The following is a 17592-nucleotide window of genomic DNA, read 5'->3' as shown; positions in this document are numbered from 1 at the left end:
CTGGAGCGATCAATGATTGACCGTTGATCGATCCACGCGCAAGGTCAGAGACGTGGCAGAGCGCCGTCAGGACGCGATTGACCGCTTGCCGCGGGCGTCGAGTTGTTTGGTAATCCGCCGTTTTTCAACCGTTGGACGGGTAACCGTTGCACGATTACAGGAGTGTGAGGCGATGAAACTCGCGATTTTCGGTCTGGGGCGCATGGGCGCCAACATGGCACGGCGCCTCTCGCGTGGTGGCATCACGGTCGTGGCGCACAACCGCAGTCGAGGGCCCATCGACGAGTTGCTGCGCGAGGAGGAACATATCGTGCCGGCCTACGAGGAGGCCGACGTGTTCCGCGAGCTCGACGGCCCGCGCGTGATCTGGCTGATGTTGCCGGCCGGCGAGATCACCAGCCAGGCGATCGAGCGCCTGCTGCCACAGATGAGCCCCGGTGATGTCCTGGTCGACGGGGGCAACTCGCGTTACAGCGAGACCATGGCGCACGCCGAGCGTGTCGAGGCGGCCGGGGTGCATTTCCTCGATTGCGGCACCTCCGGTGGCGTCTGGGGACTCAAGAATGGCTATAGCCTGATGGTGGGTGGCACGAAGGCCGGTTTCGCCCACATCGAGCCGGCGATCCGGATGCTGGCGCCGACGCCCGATTCAGGCTGGGGCCACGTCGGGCCGGCCGGATCGGGGCACTTCACCAAGATGATCCACAACGGCATCGAGTACGGGATGATGCAGGCGATGGCCGAGGGGTTGGCCGTGCTGCGCAAGAAGTCGGAGTTCGATCTCGATCTGGCCCAGGTGACCGAACTGTGGCGCGAGGGGTCGGTGGTGCAAAGCTGGTTGCTCGACCTGACGGCCGACGCGCTCAAACAGGAAGGGCAGGGACTCGAGGCCATCCAGCCGCACGTTGCCGATTCCGGCGAGGGCCGCTGGACGGCGATCGCGGCGATCGATCTGGGCGTGGCCGCACCGGTCATGACGCTGGCCCTGCAGATGCGCTTTGCCAGCCAGGATGATGAAGGGTACGGCAACCGCGTGCTGGCGATGATGCGCAACGCCTTCGGCGGACACGTGGTTCAGCGCCGGGACGAGTCATGAGGCACTCAGATAACGAACGGAATCATCATGCGTAAGCCAACCCGTAGTGAGCCGCCGCGGCCGGTCACGATCGTCATTTTCGGGGCGACCGGGAACCTGTCTCGCAAGAAACTGTTGCCGGCGCTCTTCCAGTTGGAGGTGGCCGGACGCCTTGCCGAGGGCAGCCGCATTGTCGGCTTTGGTCGTCGGGACTGGGATGATGCCGCCTGGCGGGAAGAGGTGCGTCGACTGTGTCTGGCCGGCAGCGATGAGGGAGACGGTTGCTCGGCCGATGAGGGGATCGAACGGCTGCTGGCCAAGCTGCACTTTCATAACGGCGATCTCGACGACACGGCATGCTTCGAGAATCTCGCCGACCGGTTGATGCACGCCGAATATCCGGACTGCGTGGTGTTCTACTTCGCGGTATCGCCGTCGGCCTTCGGTGCGATCTGCCGCAACCTGGGTGCCTGCGGGTTGACCGACGAGACCCTCGGTTGCCGGCACGTGGTGATCGAGAAGCCTTTCGGGCACGACATCGAGAGTGCGCATGCCCTCGATGGGTTGCTGCACCAGTATTTCGACGAGCACCAGATCTTCCGCATCGACCATTACCTGGGCAAGGGCACCGTGCAGAACATCATGGTGATGCGCTTTGCCAACCTGCTGCTCGAGCCGTTGTGGAACCGCAATTACATCGATCACGTGCAGATTTCACACGCCGAGCAACAGGGCATCGAAGGGCGAGGGCAGTATTACGACTCGGCCGGGGCGCTGCGCGACATGGTGCAAAGTCACCTGATGCAGATGCTGGCGCTGACGGCGATGGAGCCACCGGCATCGATGGACGCCGAGGCGGTCCGCGACGAGAAGGTCAAGGTGCTGCGCTGCATCCGCCCGGTTTCCCACCGGGGCGTGCACGCGCAGGCCTTTCGCGCTCAGTACGCCCGCGGCGTGGTCGAAGGGAAGAACGAATCCGGTTATCTGGATGAACCGGGCGTGCCGGATGACTCGGTCACCGAGACCTATGCCGCCCTCAAGCTCTACATCGACAACTGGCGTTGGCGGGACGTGCCGTTCTACCTGCGCACCGGCAAGCGCATGTCGAAGAGTCACTCGCAGATCTCGATTCGTTTTCGCGAGCCGCCACAGCAGCTTTTCCGCGAGACCCAGGTTGCCAACACCGCGCCCAACTGGTTGTTGATCGGCATCCAGCCGGAGGAAAACTTCCGCTTCGAGATGCAGATCAAGACCGAGGGGCTGGAAATGCGTACCCGCACGGTGCAGATGGATGCCACCTACACCGGCGAGGAGCCGCCTAACCTCGATGCCTACGCGACCCTGCTTCTCGACGTGATGAACGGCGATCAGACGCTCTTCCTTCGGTATGATGAGGTGTCTTGGGCCTGGCGGGTGGTTGATCCCATCCTGCGCAACTGGGCGGTCGAGCGTGACTATATTCCGACGTACCCGGCGGGCAGCTGGGGGCCGCCGGAAGCCGACCGGCTGTTCGATGCCGATTCCCACCGCTGGCGAAACAATCTCAAGATCCCCGGGGAGGATTGATGCGACAGGAACGGTATGTCGGCCGGATGAGTCCCATCTGGCAGTTGCTCGAGGTCAAGGCGACCGAACACATGCGTCGCCACCCGAATGACTGGTTCCAGGCCGATGGCAATCGGGCCGCTCGTCTTTCGGGGCACGCGGCCGGCTTGTCGATCGACTATTCCAAGCAACGCGTCACCGATGACGTGATCGATGGCCTGCTGGCGCTGGCCGAGGAACGCGGCGTGCTGGAGTTGCGCGACGACATGTTCAACGGCGTGCACATCAACGGCAGCGAGGACCGGGCAGTGCTGCACGTGGCGCTGCGCAACCGGTCGAACCGACCGATCTGCTTCGATGACAAGGACGTGATGCCGGAGGTCAACGCCGTCCTCGATCACATGGAGACATTCGTCGACTCGGTCCAATCGGGAGAATGGCGGGGCTATGCGGGCGACCCGATAACCGACGTGGTGAATATCGGTGTCGGCGGCTCTGATCTGGGCACGCGTATGGTGTGCCGGGCGTTGGGTTCCTACGCCGATCGCGGCATCCGGGTGCATTTCGTTTCCAACATCGCGCCCAGTGACCTGGCCTCCAAGCTTGCCGTGCTCGACCCGAAGACCACGCTGTTCGTGGTCGCCTCGAAAAGCTTCGGCACGCAGGAGACCCTGGCCAATGCCCGCTCGGCCCGGCGCTGGTTTCTCGAGAGTGCGCCGCACGAGGAGGCGATCAAGAAGCATTTCGTCGCCGTTTCCACCCACACCCAGCGTGTGCGTGACTTCGGCATCGACCCGGACAACATGTTCCCCATCTGGGATTGGGTCGGCGGGCGCTATTCTCTCTGGTCGGCCATCGGCTTGCCGATCGCGCTGTTTTTGGGCATGGATCGATTCAAGCGCTTGCTGGATGGGGCGCATGCGCTCGACGAGCACTTCCGGCTCAACACGGGGCGGGACAACCTGCCGCTGATCCTCGGGCTGATCGACGTCTGGAATGCCGACTTCCTCGGCTCGGACTCGCTGGCCGTCTTTCCCTACGGCACGCGGCTCGGCTTCCTGCCCGCCCACCTCCAGCAGGTGATGATGGAGTCAAATGGCAAACGGGTGCGCATCGACGGCCAACCGGTCGACTCGCACACCAGCGCGGTGCTGTGGGGTGGCCTGGGGACCAACGGCCAACACGCGTTCTACCAGCTGCTCCACCAGGGTACCCGGCTTATCCCATCGGATTTCATCAGCGCGATCCGCACCCATTCCCCGATTGGTAGCCAGCAACAGCAGCTGCTGGCCAACCTGGTCGCCCAGAGCCGGGCCTTGATGCTGGGGCGCGAGCGCGAGGACATCGAGGCGCAAATGCGGGCCGAAGGCGCGGATGAAGCGACCATCGCGCGGATTGCCCCGCACCGGGTCTGCCCCGGTGGCCAGCCGTCCAATACCATCCTGTTCCCGCAGATGACCCCGGAGGCGGTCGGCGCGTTGCTGGCGCTCTACGAGCATCGGGTGTTCGTGGCCGGGGCGGTGTGGCAGATCGACTCCTTCGACCAGTGGGGGGTGGAGCTGGGCAAGCAGATGGCCAACGAACTCGAGCCCTTCGTCGGCAGCGATCTGGCGGACGATGACTTCGACGGTTCCACCCGGTGGCTTCTCGACGAGATTCGCCAGCACTGGACCGCCGAGCAGAGTGGCGACGAGGAAGGCTGAGTCCAACTGGCGTCCTGGCAATGACCGCCTCGCGATTTCACGGCGGTTTCCGATAGAATCCCCGCCATAAAAACCGCCGATCCATGGTCGCGCTGCCAGGCCGACGGTTGGCGGATTGCCTTCATCACCCAGGGGTGAGTGTGAACATTCTCTATCTAGATTCGTCCACGGAGGCCTGTACCGCCGGTGTCCTCGCTGGCGACCGGGTGGTCACCGGCTTCGAGGTCGCCCCCCGGGGACATGCCGAAAAGCTGCTGCCAATGGCCGAAGGGCTGCTGGAAGAGGCACAGATCGAATTCGAGGACCTGGATCTGATCGGTTTCGGGCGCGGGCCGGGATCGTTCACCGGCGTGCGCATTGCCACCGCGATGGCTCAGGGTATTGCCATCGCGCGCGACTTGCCCATGGTCGGGATCTCGTCGCTCGCGTGTCTGGCAGCCGGGGCTTTCCGGCGGTTGGAGGAATCTGGCGAGTACACCGGGGACGTCGAGGTGCAGGTCGCAATCGACGCCCGCATGGGCGAGATTTACCGGGCGGTCTATCGTTTGGGCGACTCAGGTGACTTGATCACGCTGGTGGAGGAGGCGGTGACCGAGCCGACGTTCCCGGCAGCGAAGGAAAACCGAGTGGTAGCCTGCGGCACAGGCTTCGGTCGGTACCCGAAGCTCGGCGAGGGCCCGGCGGCGATACGAGTGGAACCGGAGGCCTTGCCACATGCGCGGGATGCGCTGGACCTGATTCGCCGACTGCCGGAAAACGAGCGTATCTCTCCCGATGCGGCCGTGCCGAGCTATCTGCGCGACAAGGTCGCTGGTCGTTGAGCCGGATCGCGGTCCCAGAAAACCCCGACGGGGGATGACCCAATAAAAAAACGCCCCGAATTCATTGCGGGGCGTTCTTGTGTTCGGTCGGTTGGCCGACCAAGTGATGCGGGTTACTGGATGTTCCCGCAGGCGACGACGGTGTCGCCGTCGTAGATCGCGACTGAACGCGGTTGCCCCATCAACTCTTCGACTGTTACGTCGATGGTTGTCATGGATTTACCGTCCTGGAAGGGAGTGCACTGGAACTCCGGCTCCTTGTTGAAGGCGAAGTCTTCCGGCGCTCCCTCGCTGTCTTCAGCGTAACGACAAATCCCCCGATGAATACCCGCGGACATACCGTTGGCATTTTCGGCATTGACCACGACGGCCATCCGGCCATTTTCAGGATCAAAGATCGCCGTGCCGGAAACGCCGGAGTCTCCCCGCTCCTGAATTGAGGCTTGATACGCTTCATATTTGTCGTCTGCAGCCATCGTCGGCGTGGTCATACCTACGGAAAGCCCAGCAATCGCACTGGCGAGTAGCAATTTCTTCATGCGTTCTCCTTGACTGTGCTTTGGTTGAAAACGTTCGACGGCCAAGCGGCTTGGGGGCGGCTTGGGTTTGGAAGCCCGTGTCCCGTGCCTGGCTTACCGGTATGGGATGGAGCTTAGGACACTTGCCCGCTGTTGCAAGGATGGTCGTCGCGACAACGGGCGCTTGGATTCGAACAGAGGCTGAGCGAGCCTGCCAGGTGAGGTGATCGCGCGTGATAACCTGACGCCCACGACGACGGGTTGTGCTGGAAGCGGCTGTCCCGTTAGCGATCGGTCGCCCCCGATCGTTTGACCGTTCGTCCTAGAGAAAGCTGGTCGGAATGAAACTGTATCTTTTGATTGGATTGGCCGGTGGTCTTGGCGCCATGGCTCGCTACGGCCTGACGGCGGCGATCATGCAGTTTGGCGGGCGTGCCTTCCCCTGGGGCACGCTGAGCGTCAACGTGATCGGCTCGGGATTGATGGGGTTTCTGGGGGTGTGGCTGCTGACGCGCTGGCAGCTGCCAATCGAGTATCGGCTCGCGGTTCTGACCGGCTTTCTCGGGGCGTTTACCACCATGTCGGCGTTCTCCATCGACACGCTGGCCCTGATGCAGCGCCAGGCGTGGCTCTGGGCGGGCCTGTACGTGACGGCGACCGTGATCCTGTGCCTGGCGGCGGCGCGAGGTGGGATGTTGCTTGGCGAGCGCCTCGCCGGATGACCGATGCTCGAGACGACATGACGACTCAAACCTCGCCGCAGCGACTCAAGGAATCGATCCAGGACTGGGCAGCCGAACTGGGATTCACCGAAGCGCGGGTAACCGATACCGATCTCTCGGCCTATGAGGCCGGCTTCGAGCGTTGGCTCGAGGACGGGTGCGCCGGCACGATGGGCTTTTTCCAGCGTCACGGTCTGATGCGCTTCCATCCGGAGGAACTGGTGCCCGGAACCCGCCGGGTGCTGATGGTCACGCGTGACTATCTACCACCCGAATCTCTGGGGCCGTCGAAAGTCCTGGGCGAGCCGGCGCTGGGCTACGTGAGCCGATACGCGCTGGGGCGGGATTATCACAAGCTGGTGCGCAAGCGGCTGGCGCAACTGGCCCAGCGGATCAGCGAGTCGGTCGGCCCGTTTACCTACCGGGCGTTCTGTGACTCCGCACCGGTCTACGAGACCGGTCTTGCCGAACGCGCCGGGGTGGGTTGGAAAGGCAAACACTCGCTGGTGCTCAACCGCTCCGGCGGGTCGTGGTTCTTCCTCGGCGCGCTGTTTCTCGACATCGATCTCCCGGTCGACGAGCCCGTCCAGCCACATTGCGGCAGTTGTACGGCCTGCCTGGACGTTTGCCCGACCGGGGCGATCGTCGCCGACGGCGTGGTTGATGCGCGTCGCTGCATCTCCTATCTCACCATCGAGTCGCACGACGACATACCCGAATCGCTGCGTCCATTGATGGGCAATCGGATCTATGGCTGTGACGACTGCCAGTTGGTCTGCCCATGGAATCGGTTCGCCCGGAAGACCAACGACACGGATTTTCACGCCAGGCAGGGGTTGGAGGCCCCCGATCTGGTCGAGCTGTTCGGCTGGGATGAACCGACGTTTCTGGCGCGCACGGAAGGCTCGGCCATTCGACGAATCGGCTGGCGCCGCTGGCGGCGCAACCTGGCCGTCGCGCTGGGAAACCTCCCGACAGGGCATCCGCGCATCCCGGCCGCGTTGGCGGCACTACAGGGTGGATTGGGTGAGGCGGGCGATCAGGTTGATCGACACATTCACTGGGCGCTGGCACGACTGGCGAGGTAATCCGCCGCGGCAACACGCATGCCGTGGGTCCTCAGCTGCGGTCCAGTGTCGCCAGGATCTCGCGCTGCTGGTCGCCCCGAGGGCCCCGCACGAACAGGGTCGAGATCAACGTACCGTCGACCGCCAGCGGCGCGATCACAAGCCCGCCTTTCGCGGCCTGGCCCAGGTTCGGGTCCAGATGCGGGGCCAGGCGCTCGAGATTCCCCGCATCGATTCCCAGCGTTTCCAAACGCGACTGGAGACGGGACAGCAAGGGGGATTGGGCCAACGCCAGCCGTTCTGGAAGGGCCGTCTCCCCGTTGCGACTCCAATGGAAACGGTGCTTCACCAGGCTGTCCCCGCTGTTCTCGTAGAGCGCGATCTCCTCGACGCCGTCGAGCCGGGTCAATTGCCGGATGGTATCGCCCAGTTGACGTCCCGGCGTGGCCGGCGGCGCGGTTCGAGTGGCAGCCCCACTGGCGTGGCAACCATTGTCGCTATCGTCGAGCCCATAGTCGGCTGTCAGGGGCCAGAGCAGGTCGCGGCCGTCCTCCTGCTGAACGAGCAAGTGACCGGGGTGGTAGAGCGGGACCTCGGTGAATTCACGGGCATCGGCCAGGGTCTTTTTCACCGTCACCCGCCAGGCGGCGTGGGGGGACAAGTGGAGCTGCTCGGCAATGCTGACCGTCAATCGTCGGATCACGGGGTGATACCAACCGAATTCGCTGGCGAAGGCGAGCCGGCGGGCGAGCACGAGAATGGATTCGTGGTGGGCGCCGAGGGTGGGAATGCTCGCCTCCTCGGCCAGGAGCATGACCGGCAGGTAATACCGTTCGGTCAAGGTGGTCTCCAATTGGTGCAGATCGATGCCGGCCTCCCCCAGAACCATCTCGAAGGCACGGCCGACCGAGAAGCAGCTGTCGAGACTGCCGTTTTCGGCGTGTGCCTGCGTGAAATCGATCAAGCTTTTGCGTGCGATCGCCAACGCCTGTCTGGCCAGTTCCGGGGCATCCCGCCACAGGGCGAGTTCGACCAGGTTGTGGAGCAGGGCGGCGACCGAGACCATCTCGAAGCCGGTTTCGCGGCGCTCGATCAGCCAGGTCTCGGTCATCCGGGCGGCACGCATGGCCCGGGAGGACGCGGCGAGATAGCCGGCCCGCTGCGCCTCATCGGTCAGGGTGTTTTCCAGGATCGGGAGTTGTGGCAACTGGTTGCGCGCCCAGTTGCTACCCAGCAGCGAGAGGGCGTGCTCAAGGTTGTGTGGTGCACTGCGTTCGCGTTTGCGTTGGCCGCTGGCCGCGGCCCCCAGCACCACGCTGGCGGCGGCCGGATCACGCCGCAGCCAGCCGACCAGCCGCGGGAAATCGGGCGACTCGTTCAGCAATTCCCGGCACATGCCCTGGTGAATCGCCCGTCGGACAGGCAACGGGTGATCGAGCAGGTACTCGCTCCAGTTCTCGGGCAGCGTCATGCCGACTTCCCCCACGTAGTCCCTCAACGCCAGTCGCTGGACGTCATTCCCTGGCCATCAGCGCTACATTGCGGGCTTTTTTTGCCGTGCGCAATACCCGGTGCGTTACTCAGGCTTTGACCCAACCGAGACCGGGCATCCTGCCGAAGCCGCCGTCCGTGCATGTGCACTGCCGGTCGGCCTGGTTCAGATGCGCTCGGCCATTGCCTTGGCGTTGCCGACATAGTCGCCCGGTGCCATGGCGGCAAGCCGTTCACGCGCCTCGGGCGGCAGCTCGTTGATGCCCTCGATGAAGGCGCGCATGGCCGGGCCGTCGACCCGTTGCCCACGGGTCAGCGCCTTGAGCTTCTCGTAGGGCTTTTCCACGCCATAGCGTCGCATGACCGTCTGGATGGCCTCACCGAGCACTTCCCAGTTGCCGTCCAGTTCGGCGGCCAGCCGCTCGGCGTTGATCTCGAGCTTGGACAGGCCCTTGGCCATCGAGCGATAGGCGATCAGCGAGTGACCAATACCTACACCCAGGGTGCGCAGCACAGTGGAGTCGGTCAGGTCGCGCTGCCAGCGGCTGATCGGCAGCTTGCGGGCGAGATGTCCCATCACCGCGTTGCCCACGCCGAGATTACCCTCGGCATTCTCGAAGTCGATCGGATTGACCTTATGCGGCATGGTCGACGAGCCGACCTCGCCCTCGACCAGGCGCTGCTTGAAGTGCCCCAGCGCGATCTGACCCCAGATGTCGCGGGCGAAATCGATCAGGATCGTGTTGGCGCGCTCGATCGCATCGAACAGCTCGGCGATGTAGTCGTGTGGCTCGATCTGGATGGTGTAGGCGTTGTGGGTCAGCCCCAGCCCCTCGACAAAGTGCTTGGAGAAGCCCGGCCAGTCGATTTCGGGGTAGGCGGCCAGGTGGGCGTTGAAGTTGCCCACCGCGCCGTTGATCTTGCCCATCAGCTTCACGTAGGCGATCTGTGCCCGCTGGCGCTCGAGGCGCGCGACCACGTTGGCGATCTCCTTGCCGATGGTTGACGGCGAGGCCGGCTGGCCGTGGGTACGCGACAGCAGCGAGACGGCGGCCCATTCGTGGGCCATCTTGCGCAGCGTGTCGATCAGCCCGTCGATCTCCGGCAGGACGACGTCCTCGCGTGCCTTGGCGAGCATCAGGCCGTAGGCGAGGTTGTTGATGTCCTCGGAGGTGCAGGCGAAGTGGAAGAATTCGCTGATCGAAGCCAGGCGCGGATGATCGGCGACCTGTTCCTTGAGGAAGTACTCCACCGCCTTGACGTCGTGGTTGGTGGTCGCCTCGAACTCCTTGACGCGCATGGCCGATTCGACCCGGAATTCCGAGACGATGGCATCGAGCGAGGCTCGGTCTTCGTCGTTCAACGCCGGCACCTCGGCGATCTTCGGCTCGTCGGCCAGTGCCTTGAACCATTCGACCTCCACCAGCACGCGATACTTGATCAGCGCGTACTCGCTGAAACATTCGGTCAGCGCGCGGGTATGGCGGGCATAGCGGCCGTCGAGCGGCGAGACGGCGGTCAGGGCGAAGGCGGCTTGGGCGGAGTCAGTCATGCGCGTTCCTGTAAAAAAATCGGTTGGTCGAGCCGGGCAGGGGGCTCGAATTCAACGGGTTGGTTCGTGATTATGCGATTGGCGGCCGGGCGAGCCAAATGCGGTGCGCGCCGGCCTGGGGCTGGATCGGGCTTTTCAGTCGTTGCGCCCGGATTTCCCTTGCCGATCAGTTGGCGGTCTCCGGCCGGGCCAGGGCCTCGTGCAGCACCCGGGTCAGTTCGCGCAGTACGTCGAGTGTCAGGCGTTGCTCGGCTTCAAGGCGTGTGGCCGGATCATCCAGGCCATCGTCGTCAAACTCGTCATCCAGGGTGTCGAGCGCCTTCACCTTGGTCAGGGCGCCGTCGGCCCGCATGGTAAAGCGCAGCCGATCGCGCCAGACGAGTTCGAGTTGTTCGACCGTCATGCCGTCGCGCAGGTGGGCGAGGACATTCTCGTCGGGCAATCCCAGCCGGGTGACCGTGATGCTGCCGCCGTCACGCGGTTCGAGCAGTTTGGCCGAATCGCCCAGTTCGAATCCGGCCGGCGGCCCTTCGAGCAACCAGCGCGACAGTCGGCTGCCGTGCTCCTCGGACCCGAACGCGGGGGTGACGCGCCACTGGCCAAGGGTCTCGCGAAGCAGGGAGTTGATCTGGCTGTTGCGCTTTTCGCCGGCGTTGGCCAGCCACGCCTGCTTGTTGCGTGCATCGATGATCACCCGGGTCTCGGCCTGCCGCGGGAAGGCCTGCGGCAACAGCTCCAGCAGGGCATTCTCGCGGGCCTGGCGCAGCTCGTCGCGGGAGGGTTCGCGCTCACCGGCCTCGGCCAGCTTCTTGGCCGCGTGGTCCTGGACCACCCGCGGCGGCACGGCGCGTTCTTCGCGGCGGAACAGCAGGCCGAAGGCACCGTCGGTCTCGATGGCAAGCGCCTCGGCGACCACCGGGGCCCAACCCATGGATTCGACCTGCTGCGACAGGGTCGGGGCAAAGCGCTTCTCGGCCAGCTGTTCGGATAGCGTATCCAGCGACGGTTCCGGCCAGTCGGCCAGGTCGAAGGCGGCAATCTGGGAAAAGAGCATGGCGTCGGCGACTCCGATAAACGGTTGGCGGATGACGAACCGGTGGCATGGGATGCGTGCAGATCCTCCCACGCCCACCCAGTTCAGGACCGGCGCATTATGCCTGATGGATGGGGGCATTGCTCGCGGCCCGCGGGCACGGAATCCATCCGGTTCCTGATATGCTCACGAGACTTGGAATTCTCTTTTTTGCTGTTATCTACAAGGCCACCATGACCGAACGTCAATCGCATATCGTCCGCCTCGCCGACTACCGCCCGCCGAATTACCTGATTGACCATGTCGACCTGACCTTCGAGCTGGCCGCTCGCGGGACTCGGGTGGAATCAACGCTCACCGTCCGGCGCAACGGCTCCCACGACGAGCCGCTGTGGCTGGATGGCGACGAGTTGACGCTCGAGTCGATTGCGCTGGACGGCGAGTCGCTGGCCAAGGAGCAGGTCGATCAACGCGAAAACGGCCTGTCGATCAGCGGCCTGCCGGATCAGTGCCGCTTGACCGTTGTCTGCCGCGTCGATCCGGTCGACAACACCACGCTGGACGGGCTCTACCAGTCCTCCGGCAATTTCTGCACCCAGTGCGAGGCGCAAGGGTTTCGACGGATCACGTTCTTCCCCGACCGGCCCGACGTGCTCAGCCGTTACCGTGTAACGCTTATTGCCGACAAGTCGACCTGCCCGGTGCTGCTCAGTAACGGTAATCCGGTCGAGTCCCGCGATCTCGAGGACGGCCGTCACCTGGCCATCTGGGAAGATCCGCACCCCAAGCCGTCCTACCTGTTCGCCCTGGTTGCCGGTGACCTCAAGTCGATCCACGATCAGTTCACGACCTGTTCGGGCCGGACGATCGATCTGGGGATCTACGTGGAACCCCACAACATCGATCGTTGCGATCACGCGATGCGCTCGTTGATCAAGTCGATGGCCTGGGACGAGGAAACCTACGGTCGCGAATACGACCTGGACGTGTTCAACATCGTCGCGGTCGACGACTTCAACATGGGCGCGATGGAGAACAAGGGGCTGAACGTCTTCAACTCCAAGTTCATCCTGGCCCGGTCGGAAACCGCCACCGACCATGACTACGAGGGCATCGAATCGGTGGTCGCCCATGAATACTTCCACAACTGGTCGGGCAACCGGGTGACCTGCCGCGACTGGTTCCAGTTGTCGTTGAAGGAAGGCTTCACCGTGTTCCGCGATCAGGAATTCTCGGCGGACATGGGCTCACGGGCGGTCAAGCGCATCGAGGAGGTCAACCTGCTCCGCCAGGTGCAGTTCCCCGAGGATGCCGGCCCGCAGGCCCATCCGGTGCAGCCCAAGGAATACGAGCAGATCAACAATTTCTACACCGCGACCGTCTACAACAAGGGCGCGGAGGTGGTGCGGATGTGGCATAACCTGCTCGGTTGGGACGCATTTCGCCGCGGCACGGATCGCTACTTCGAGCGCTTCGACGGCCAGGCGGTCACCATCGAGGACTTCATCGACACCATGGCCGAACAGGCGGATTTCGATACCGCCCAGTTCCGCCGTTGGTACGATCGGGCGGGCACGCCGAACGTGCACGTGAGCAAACGCCTGGAAGGCGACGAGCTGGTGGTCGACTTTCGACAAGAGGTGCCGGCGGTCGCCGGGCAGGACGATGACGAGCCGTTCCTGATTCCGCTCGGGCTGGCGGCGTTTGACCGTGACGGCCATCCGGTGGCGTTGGGCGGCCCGGACGGCAACGGCGAACAGGCATTGACCCTGGTGCTCGCGAAGACGGAGGAAAGCCGTCGTTACTCCCTGCCGGCCGGGTCCGATCTGCCGGTGCTCTCGCTCAATCGCGGTTTCACCGCGCCGGTCAAGATCGAGCACGACTACGATGCCGCGGATCTGGCCTTGCTGGCCAGTGCCGATACCGATGAATTCAATCGCTGGGATGCCTACCAGCGTCTGGTGATGAAGACACTGGTCGAACGGGTGGGTGAGGCCGAGGCACACGGCGAGTGGCCGGAAACCCGGTTGCCGGACGGCTTGAGCGAGGCCTTCGGACGGTTGCTGCACTCGGCGGCAGGCACGCAGGGAGGCGCCGATCCACGCTTTGTCGCCGAGTGCCTGACGCTGCCGAGCGAAAACTACATCGCCGAGCAGTTCACGCAGGATGTACCGGTCGACGCCATCCACCAGGCGCGTGTCGAACTGCGCGAGCAGCTGGCCAACGAGTGGTCCCAGACCCTGGTCCTGGTGTTCGAAAAGCTCGCCGTCGATGGCGGTTACCGATTCGATGGCGTGGATGTCGGTCGCCGTTCCTTGCGCGCTCAAGCGTTGACGTATCTGAATGCGCTCGATCATCCGGCATGGCGCCGCCTCGCGGTCGAGCAAGTCCGTGAAGCCGACAACATGACCGAGCGCTTCAACGCCCTGACGGCGCTGTCTCTGCGGGCGACGGATGAGCGGGATGAGGCGCTCGAGTCCTTCGCCAGCGAGTGGCAGGACGACCCGTTGGTCATGGACAAGTGGCTTGCCTTGCGGGCGCGGATCGTCGAGCCGGATGACATGGAGACGTTGGCCGCACTCGAGGCGCACCCGTCGTTTTCGATCCGCAATCCGAACCGGGTGCGTTCACTGATCGGTACGTTCTCGCGGGGCAATCCGGTCGCGTTTCATGCCGCGACGGGTTCAGGATATCGCTGGGTTGCCGACAAGATCATCGAGATCGACGGTTTCAACCCGCAAATCTCCGCCCGAATGGCGACGGTGTTCAGTCGCTGGCGCCGATATGATGGCGGCCGTGCCGATCGGATGCGAGGGGAACTCGAGCGCATGCTGGATCGCGTCGATTGCTCGCCCGATCTCGCCGAGATTGCCGGCAAGGCATTGAAATAAAAAGATAATGAATGACTATTTGGAGATGAACGCGCCATGATGGTTGCAATCGGCTGGCTCATCGTGACGGGCAGCATAATTGGCGGCTTTATGCTTGCGGGTGGTCATTTGATCATCCTGTTCCAGCCAATCGAGTACCTGATGATCTTCGGCGCGGCCGGTGCCGCCCTGATTGCCGGCAACTCGCCCAAGACGCTGAAGGCAACACTCGGTGGCTTCGGCACCGCCTTTAAGGGCTCTCGGTATGGCAAGAAACTCAATATGGAGACCCTTGCACTCCTTTATGCGGTGTTCACGCGGGCGCGCAAGGAGGGGTTGATGGCGATCGAGGAAGACATCGACGATCCGGAAAACAGTGAGTTGTTCAATGGTTTTCCGACCGTCATGAAGGACCATCACACCGTCGAATTCATCACCGACTATCTGCGGCTGATGGTCTCCAGCACGCTGGATGTGCACCAGATCGACAACCTGATGGACCTGGACATCGATACCCACCACGAAGAGGCGGATCTGCCCCGATCAGCGATTGCCAAGATGGGTGAGGCCCTGCCGGCGTTCGGTATCGTTGCGGCGGTCCTCGGGGTGGTGCACACCCTGGAGTCGGTCCACCTGCCGCCGTCGGAACTCGGCAAACTGATCGCCGCGGCTCTCGTGGGGACCTTCCTCGGTATCCTCGCGGCTTACGCGTTCGTCAATCCGGTGGCCAACAATCTCGAGCACAAGATCAATGACGGCACCAAGTATCAGCAAAGCATCAAGGCCGCGCTGATTGCGTTCATGAACGGCTACCCGCCGCAGGTGGCCGTCGAGTTCGGCCGCAAAGTGTTGTATTCCTCGGATCGACCGAGCTTCACGGAGCTCGAGACCTTCCTCAAGGAAAACAAGTGAACCGGTTGAATACGGGGTAGAAAGACGGTGGCCGAACAACCGGATCAAAACCAGCAGATCGTCATCAAGAAGGTCAAGAAGGGCCATGGTGGTCACCATGGTGGGGCGTGGAAGATTGCCTACGCCGATTTCGTGACCGCGATGATGGCGTTCTTTCTGCTCATGTGGCTGCTGGGCTCGATGGGCGAGGAAGATCTCAAGGGCATCTCGGAATATTTCGCCAACCCGACCAAGGTCACCCTGGAAGGTGGCAGCAGTGCCGGCATGAGCGAAAGCCTGATCGACGGGGGCGGGGACGACCTCACCCGCCAGGAAGGGCAGGTGCAGGCGGGCGACAAGCCCACGCCCGAAAAGCGGGATACCCGATCCGAGGACAAGACGGCCGATCCGTCCGAAATGACCCAGGAGCAGATCCAGGAGCAGATCGAGGCGCTCGAGCGGGAGCAGATCGAAGAGCTCAAGGAGCGCCTGGAGTCCTTGATCGAGGTCGATCCGGCCCTCAAGGCCTACAAGGATCAGATCAAGCTCGACATTACCCGCGATGGGCTGCGCATCCAGATCATCGACAAGGAAAATCGGCCGATGTTCGAGCTGGGTTCCGATGACCTGCAGGGGTATGCCGTCGAGATTCTGCATTCGCTCGCCCCGGTCCTGAACGACATGCCCAACCGCCTGTCGATCGAGGGGCATACCGACGCCCGTCCCTTCGATCGTCGGGAGCGAAGCAACTGGGAGCTGTCCGCCGAGCGAGCGAACTCGGCCCGTCGAACACTGGCGGAGTATGGCTATCAGCCGGACAAGTTCCTGCAGGTCATCGGGATGGCGGACGCCTTGCCGTTCGTCGCGGAAGACCCGCTCGATCCGCAGAACCGGCGCATATCGATGACGGTGATGAAGGAATCCGCAACCCGGCGCATCCTTGAACCCTCCCGCGGGGGCGGAATGAATGTCGAGGATCTACTCGAGGGCCCGACGGGCGTGACCGATCCAGGAGCCGGGGCGACGGACAACCCCGACACCGGCACGCCGATCGACACCGAAGCCAGCCGATAACCTCACGATGCGTCGCCATCTGGCCCTGCTGATCGGGTTCGCCGTTCTGGCACTCGCGATACTGGCGAGTCTCCTGATTGCGCGCAGTTGGATGCAGTGGCAGGGCGAGATGCCTGACGCGTGGCTGATCGCGTTGGTAGCCGGCGTGTTGGCCATGCTGATGGGGTGGCGCTTGTTGCCGCCGTGGTGGCGCGGGGTGCTGTTGGTCGCCCCGCTGGTGATGTGGGGTGGGCTACAGATCCATCCGGGCTGGTTTCTCGCCGCGGCCTTGATCCTCTTGCTGATTCAGTTCAATGCGATACGCCACCGGGTGCCGCTTTATCGCTCGGGGACGGCGGTGATCGAGGTATTGGCCGAGGAGATCCGGACACGCCGGATTCGGCAACTGGCCGATGTGGGCTGTGGGGACGGCCACGTGATCACGGCCTTGGCCAAACGGTTTCCCGGGACGCAATTCACCGGCTTTGAGACCGCGCCGTTGCTCTATGTCGTGGCTTGGTGGCGCTGTCGTCAGCTGTCGAATTGCCAGGTGAAATTTCGTGATTTCTGGCGCGTGTCCTGGCGTGATCAGGAGGCGGTGTTTACCTTCCTTTCCCCTGAGCCGATGTTGCGTATCTGGCGCAAGTGTCAGCGCGAGTTGCCCGAGGGGGGCGGCTTGTACTCGCTGGCCTTCGAGGTGCCGGGAATTCAGGCCGAGTCGTTGATCGGTGCGGGGCGGTTCGATTTGTTCCGCTATCCACGACTGCCGCGGCAGTCGGTGGTATCTGATTCCGAGTAATGGTGGCGGACGCTCGTCAGCGACCGGCGCATTCCGGCCATCCAGAAACAGAAAAGCCGGCCAATGGCCGGCTTTTCGTCATCTCCCGGAGAGCGTCTTAGTAACGCGAACCGAAACCACCGCGATCGTTGCTACGCTCGCGCGGACGCGCTTCGTTGACACGAACGGTGCGGCCGTCCATGTCGGTATCGTTAAGCGCTTCGATGGCCTGTTCGCCGGCGGCCTTGTCGGTCATCTCGACAAAACCGAAGCCCTTGGAACGACCGGTAGCCATGTCCTTGATCACCTTGGCGGATTTGACTTCGCCGAAGGCTTCGAAGGCGGCCTGGAGGCCCTGGTCATCCTGGGAGTAGGGCAGGTTGCCCACGTAAATATTGATCATCTCGAAAACAAACTCTCAAAACCGTGCTGATCTGGCGACCGGACGGGGTGTTCAGCACGCATCCACCCCG

15 protein-coding genes are annotated in these 17592 nt (G+C 63.4%); 10 read left to right on the top strand and 5 right to left on the bottom strand.

The annotated features are described in order from the left end of the window. Positions 1 to 52: 52 nt before the first annotated feature. From gnd to tsaB, 4 genes are all read left to right on the top strand, one after another. Positions 53 to 1096, top strand: a complete 1044-nt coding sequence (gnd, locus tag SR882_RS06945; RefSeq protein ID WP_322520530.1) for a phosphogluconate dehydrogenase (NAD(+)-dependent, decarboxylating) — start codon at positions 53 to 55, stop codon at positions 1094 to 1096. 27 nt (positions 1097 to 1123) lie between these two features. Continuing rightward, on the top strand, positions 1124 to 2641 hold the full coding sequence (gene zwf, locus SR882_RS06940) for a glucose-6-phosphate dehydrogenase (protein ID WP_322520529.1): 1518 nt from the start codon (positions 1124 to 1126) through the stop codon (positions 2639 to 2641). Further along, complete coding sequence (gene pgi / locus SR882_RS06935; RefSeq protein WP_322520528.1) at positions 2641 to 4323, top strand: glucose-6-phosphate isomerase; 1683 nt, start codon at positions 2641 to 2643, stop codon at positions 4321 to 4323. The genes zwf and pgi overlap by 1 nt, the downstream gene beginning before the upstream one ends. 83 nt (positions 4324 to 4406) lie before the next feature. Continuing rightward, positions 4407 to 5144, top strand: a complete 738-nt coding sequence (tsaB, locus tag SR882_RS06930; protein WP_322520527.1) for a tRNA (adenosine(37)-N6)-threonylcarbamoyltransferase complex dimerization subunit type 1 TsaB — start codon at positions 4407 to 4409, stop codon at positions 5142 to 5144. 113 nt (positions 5145 to 5257) lie between these two features. On the opposite strand, the gene SR882_RS06925 is transcribed toward tsaB, so the two are convergent. Beyond that, entirely contained in the window at positions 5258 to 5683 is a 426-nt protein-coding gene (locus tag SR882_RS06925) for a hypothetical protein (RefSeq protein ID WP_322520526.1), read from the bottom strand. Between the two features lie 320 nt (positions 5684 to 6003). Here SR882_RS06925 and SR882_RS06920 point away from each other — a divergent pair, with 320 nt between their 5' ends. Beyond that, positions 6004 to 6384, top strand: a complete 381-nt coding sequence (locus tag SR882_RS06920) for a fluoride efflux transporter FluC (RefSeq protein ID WP_322520525.1) — start codon at positions 6004 to 6006, stop codon at positions 6382 to 6384. 17 nt (positions 6385 to 6401) lie between these two features. Beyond that, complete coding sequence (gene queG / locus SR882_RS06915) at positions 6402 to 7472, top strand: tRNA epoxyqueuosine(34) reductase QueG (RefSeq protein WP_322520524.1); 1071 nt, start codon at positions 6402 to 6404, stop codon at positions 7470 to 7472. 31 nt (positions 7473 to 7503) lie between these two features. Here queG and SR882_RS06910 read toward each other — a convergent pair whose 3' ends face one another. From SR882_RS06910 to rdgC, 3 genes are all read right to left on the bottom strand, one after another. Then, a complete protein-coding gene (locus SR882_RS06910) occupies positions 7504 to 8922 on the bottom strand; it encodes an HDOD domain-containing protein (protein WP_322520523.1) in 1419 nt (472 codons plus the stop codon). A gap of 186 nt (positions 8923 to 9108) precedes the next feature. Further along, positions 9109 to 10494 (bottom strand): adenylosuccinate lyase, encoded by a 1386-nt coding sequence (gene purB / locus SR882_RS06905; protein ID WP_322520522.1) that lies wholly within the window; start codon positions 10492 to 10494, stop codon positions 9109 to 9111. 166 nt (positions 10495 to 10660) lie between these two features. Continuing rightward, on the bottom strand, positions 10661 to 11548 hold the full coding sequence (rdgC, locus tag SR882_RS06900) for a recombination-associated protein RdgC (protein WP_322520521.1): 888 nt from the start codon (positions 11546 to 11548) through the stop codon (positions 10661 to 10663). Between the two features lie 212 nt (positions 11549 to 11760). Here rdgC and pepN point away from each other — a divergent pair, with 212 nt between their 5' ends. The 4 genes from pepN to SR882_RS06880 are packed head-to-tail and all read left to right on the top strand — an operon-like array spanning position 11761 to position 17140. Further along, positions 11761 to 14418: an aminopeptidase N gene (gene pepN, locus SR882_RS06895; RefSeq protein ID WP_322520520.1), complete on the top strand. Its 2658-nt coding sequence runs from the start codon at positions 11761 to 11763 to the stop codon at positions 14416 to 14418. Positions 14419 to 14454: 36 nt separating this feature from the next. Further along, positions 14455 to 15309, top strand: a complete 855-nt coding sequence (gene motA / locus SR882_RS06890; RefSeq protein WP_322520519.1) for a flagellar motor stator protein MotA — start codon at positions 14455 to 14457, stop codon at positions 15307 to 15309. 27 nt (positions 15310 to 15336) lie between these two features. After that, positions 15337 to 16362 (top strand): flagellar motor protein MotB, encoded by a 1026-nt coding sequence (gene motB / locus SR882_RS06885; protein ID WP_322520518.1) that lies wholly within the window; start codon positions 15337 to 15339, stop codon positions 16360 to 16362. Positions 16363 to 16369: 7 nt separating this feature from the next. Beyond that, positions 16370 to 17140: a hypothetical protein gene (locus SR882_RS06880; RefSeq protein ID WP_322520517.1), complete on the top strand. Its 771-nt coding sequence runs from the start codon at positions 16370 to 16372 to the stop codon at positions 17138 to 17140. A gap of 97 nt (positions 17141 to 17237) precedes the next feature. Here SR882_RS06880 and SR882_RS06875 read toward each other — a convergent pair whose 3' ends face one another. Beyond that, the gene (locus SR882_RS06875; RefSeq protein ID WP_407653303.1) at positions 17238 to 17522 is read right to left on the bottom strand and encodes an RNA recognition motif domain-containing protein; all 285 of its coding nucleotides are present in this window, start codon (positions 17520 to 17522) and stop codon (positions 17238 to 17240) included. Positions 17523 to 17592: the final 70 nt, after the last annotated feature.

The sequence above is a fragment of the Guyparkeria halophila genome, assembly GCF_034479635.1.
Lineage (GTDB): Bacteria > Pseudomonadota > Gammaproteobacteria > Halothiobacillales > Halothiobacillaceae > Guyparkeria > Guyparkeria halophila.
Note: the sequence above shows the minus strand (reverse complement) of the source record. Positions and strands in the feature narration are given on the sequence as shown.

Bases quoted from the DNA above. Each gene is read 5' to 3' on its own strand.
- motA (WP_322520519.1), top strand. From the start codon at position 14,455: ATGATGGTTGCAATCGGCTGGCTCATCGTGACGGGCAGCATAATTGGC.
- purB (WP_322520522.1), bottom strand. From the start codon at position 10,494: ATGACTGACTCCGCCCAAGCCGCCTTCGCCCTGACCGCCGTCTCGCCG.
- SR882_RS06880 (WP_322520517.1), top strand. From the start codon at position 16,370: ATGCGTCGCCATCTGGCCCTGCTGATCGGGTTCGCCGTTCTGGCACTC.
- zwf (WP_322520529.1), top strand. From the start codon at position 1,124: ATGCGTAAGCCAACCCGTAGTGAGCCGCCGCGGCCGGTCACGATCGTC.
- SR882_RS06925 (WP_322520526.1), bottom strand. From the start codon at position 5,683: ATGAAGAAATTGCTACTCGCCAGTGCGATTGCTGGGCTTTCCGTAGGT.
- SR882_RS06875 (WP_407653303.1), bottom strand. From the start codon at position 17,522: ATGATCAATATTTACGTGGGCAACCTGCCCTACTCCCAGGATGACCAG.
- queG (WP_322520524.1), top strand. From the start codon at position 6,402: ATGACGACTCAAACCTCGCCGCAGCGACTCAAGGAATCGATCCAGGAC.
- pepN (WP_322520520.1), top strand. From the start codon at position 11,761: ATGACCGAACGTCAATCGCATATCGTCCGCCTCGCCGACTACCGCCCG.
- rdgC (WP_322520521.1), bottom strand. From the start codon at position 11,548: ATGCTCTTTTCCCAGATTGCCGCCTTCGACCTGGCCGACTGGCCGGAA.
- tsaB (WP_322520527.1), top strand. From the start codon at position 4,407: ATGGTCGCGCTGCCAGGCCGACGGTTGGCGGATTGCCTTCATCACCCA.
- pgi (WP_322520528.1), top strand. From the start codon at position 2,641: ATGCGACAGGAACGGTATGTCGGCCGGATGAGTCCCATCTGGCAGTTG.
- SR882_RS06910 (WP_322520523.1), bottom strand. From the start codon at position 8,922: ATGACGCTGCCCGAGAACTGGAGCGAGTACCTGCTCGATCACCCGTTG.
- SR882_RS06920 (WP_322520525.1), top strand. From the start codon at position 6,004: ATGAAACTGTATCTTTTGATTGGATTGGCCGGTGGTCTTGGCGCCATG.